This is a genomic window from Arcticibacter svalbardensis MN12-7, from assembly GCF_000403135.1.
In the GTDB taxonomy this organism is placed as follows: domain Bacteria; phylum Bacteroidota; class Bacteroidia; order Sphingobacteriales; family Sphingobacteriaceae; genus Arcticibacter; species Arcticibacter svalbardensis.
Genome location: NZ_AQPN01000097.1, coordinates 1 through 2,896 on the forward strand (window position 1 = coordinate 1; position 2,896 = coordinate 2,896).

3 protein-coding genes are annotated in these 2,896 nt (G+C 32.8%); 2 read left to right on the forward strand and 1 reads right to left on the reverse strand.

Features of this window, described 5'->3' with window-relative positions; genetic code table 11:
* Nucleotides 1-273: 273 nt before the first annotated feature.
* Complete coding sequence (locus ADIARSV_RS12510) at nucleotides 274-900, reverse strand: DMP19 family protein (protein ID WP_016195912.1); 627 nt, start codon at nucleotides 898-900, stop codon at nucleotides 274-276.
* Between the two features lie 733 nt (nucleotides 901-1,633).
* Here ADIARSV_RS12510 and ADIARSV_RS12515 point away from each other — a divergent pair.
* Nucleotides 1,634-2,248, forward strand: coding sequence for a DUF2975 domain-containing protein (locus ADIARSV_RS12515; protein WP_016195913.1), 615 nt, complete (start codon nucleotides 1,634-1,636; stop codon nucleotides 2,246-2,248).
* The gene (locus tag ADIARSV_RS12520) at nucleotides 2,245-2,457 is read left to right on the forward strand and encodes a helix-turn-helix domain-containing protein (protein ID WP_040299994.1); all 213 of its coding nucleotides are present in this window, start codon (nucleotides 2,245-2,247) and stop codon (nucleotides 2,455-2,457) included. Before ADIARSV_RS12515 ends, ADIARSV_RS12520 begins: the two co-directional genes overlap by 4 nt.
* Nucleotides 2,458-2,896: the final 439 nt, after the last annotated feature.

Genomic DNA, 2,896 nt, shown 5'->3' on the forward strand with positions numbered 1-2,896 from the left:
GTAGTGCGAGCTTACGATATAACCTATAATATAGTCTATCAATATTCCCTCGTTAATTGATAAATGACCGCTAGTACTATCAAAAATTTACCGTTATCTTAGGTTACCCTTTGCCTATACAGTGAAAATCTGTCTTATGTATTGAATGTCCATGTGTTTCAATTGTCTTGGTAAGCAAAGATTTTTGGTCAACTTCTTCTCTATGACTTAATTTGGCCACTGATCTCTTATATTCTAAACACCTGATAGCAGTTCAGCCTTTATTTTTTGATGTCATTTGTCGATAAATTCGATTTTGTGTTTTCTGATAAAGTTCACCTGGATTTTTTGCAAATCTTCGTTTTTATAAAGGACATAGAATTCATCATCAAACTTGTTTAGTGGATTGTCATCGTATGACTTACTGAAACCTTCCATTGTCCCGTCTTGATGTTGTGTTATTTTGGAGTTCTCTTTTTCAAAGATGCCATTAGCTCGTTTAGTTAAGTCAGCAAATTTGTTAGCTCCAACAAGTTTTAAAGCGTTTGGAAGATGTTTGTAAAACTGTCCAGTTGAATTAAAGTAGAATTGATTGTAACCCCCATTGTTTACTTGTCCTTCCAATCCCCATATCATGTAAATTGCTTGTCTCGATTTGTTCCAGCCCATTACAGTTTCATATTCCTTTGCAGGATCTGTCGATTGTATTTCCGATAAGTTGTCAAAAATTAATTGCAATAATTTATCGTCCGAAGTAGTATCAATTATTTGTTCTGTCAATTCCTTGTAAATTGGTCTGTTCTTAAACGATTCGATTGATCTCATGAGTTGTTCTTTGGTTTCGTTTGAAACTTTTTCACCATCTTTCATTGTCTGTGCAGCACAACCAAAAAAGTTTAAGACTGTCGTTATAAATCCCATGAATATTAAAGTCCTTATCATTGTGTGTGTGTATAGTCTTTAGCAGTCTAACGTTTGGGGCTGTAACCTACCCCGATTAGATCGTCAATTTAACAAGACTAGTTTCAGTATTGTAGTTAATTTAGGAAGAACAAGCCCTATCCGATGCTGCCAGAACTATATACAGATCATAGCAGTTTGTAAATCTGTATACAGATTACTATGGAATTTACAATTCCCAACAATAACCATGATATAGATATAGTGCTAAAATTAGCAGTTTTATACCCGTAAGTCAAGATCATAAAAATTCCTAACGGTGGGATTACTGCTAAAACACTATGAACAATAGGCCAATTTATTGACCTTTTATTTTCTTTTATTCTCATATCTATTAGCTAATCCAATTTCTCTAAGATAAAATAATTTTCAGCTTATTAGCTTATACTAAGATGAGTCTTTTGGGCCAAATGAATTAAGGTGCGAATGTTGTTTTCACATTCCAAAATTCCCTCTTTATTTGATATAGCGGAAGCTAATTGTCCTTGTTCAGTACCATTACGGTAAAAAGATCAATCTTAGCTTTTTTTGTCTACTTCACAAACTATTTTAATTCACGGTCTACCTAGGCATGGGTATCTGCATTTAGATGAATGTAAAGTTGTCACAACGGCATGTGTAAAAAATAAGTTTAATAAATATTTATTGAATATCAATAAATATTTATTAAACTTGTTAAATCAAATTAAAGATCATGGACAAGGCAAAATTAAAGCTTACTAGGGTATCCTATTTAATTAATGCATTCTGGTATTTAGAAATTTTAGGATTTATCACATTTATAGGAACCTTCCTGACTTCCGCAATTATAAGAAAGCAGTTTGTAGTAATGCTTCCGGTTGACTTCTCACAATACAACGTGCGACAAATTAAAACGTTGAATGATACTTTTGAAAATGCCAGGCTAGATAGCTATTCAGGTGTAATGAATTTTCATGTCCAATCAAGTTTAGAGAACGTATCGTTTATGGCTTTTATATACATACTAATCTTCAGTGTTATACTTGCGGTTACTTACCAGTTGAAAGGAATTTTTGAAAACTTTAAACACAATCAACATTTTACTACAATCAATATTAAACGCCTGAGAGTAATTGCAATCGTCATTATATTAGCCCCTATTATTCGATACATCTTATCTTTGATCGTCAACCAGATACTTTTCAGTAATTTAAGGCTAGGCCCATTCCTTAAGCTTTTGCCATCGTTGAGTATTGGGTTTCTAATTACAGGTTTATTACTTCTAATGATTATAGAGATTTTTAAAATAGGCGTGGATTTAGAAGAAGAGAACAAGCTAACCGTATGAGTATTATAATAAACCTAGACGTCATGATGGCGAAAAGAAAGATGTCTTTAAACAGACTTTCTGAACTAACGAATATAACATTATCCAATTTATCAATATTTAAGCAAGGTAAGATAAAAGCGGTTCGTTTAAGTACGTTAGATGCTATTTGCAAAGCTTTAGATTGCCAGCCTGGCGATATTTTTGAATACCAACCTAGTAATACATAACGATTAACTTTTTAGGAAGGGCAACTAGTGGAGAAATATTCCCTAAAGCTAAATGATTTGAGCTGACGACAATAATATCCTCATACCCAATATTAACGAACCCTCCTTTTTTGGTAATTAGGAAGCTGGTGTCTCTTTATTCCACCGTTTTTTGATAATCAACCATTCTTGTTCCAAATTACAGTATTACTTGATTCGACTTATTAAGAGGAAAACTTTATTTTGATACTTTCGTTTTGTGGTTTATACTTTCCTATTCCCTATGACGTCAGGCTTAGTTCTTTAATAATAGTAACTAATTACAAGATTTTCCGAGAGACGACGAGTCAGGTGTAACTAAGGCTACTTAATTTGAATTTTGATATTCCTTTGCTTACAAACTGACTGTAACGTCAGATAGTCTTTGTGATTGATTTCAAAAAACTCCTCTTTAGTCTGG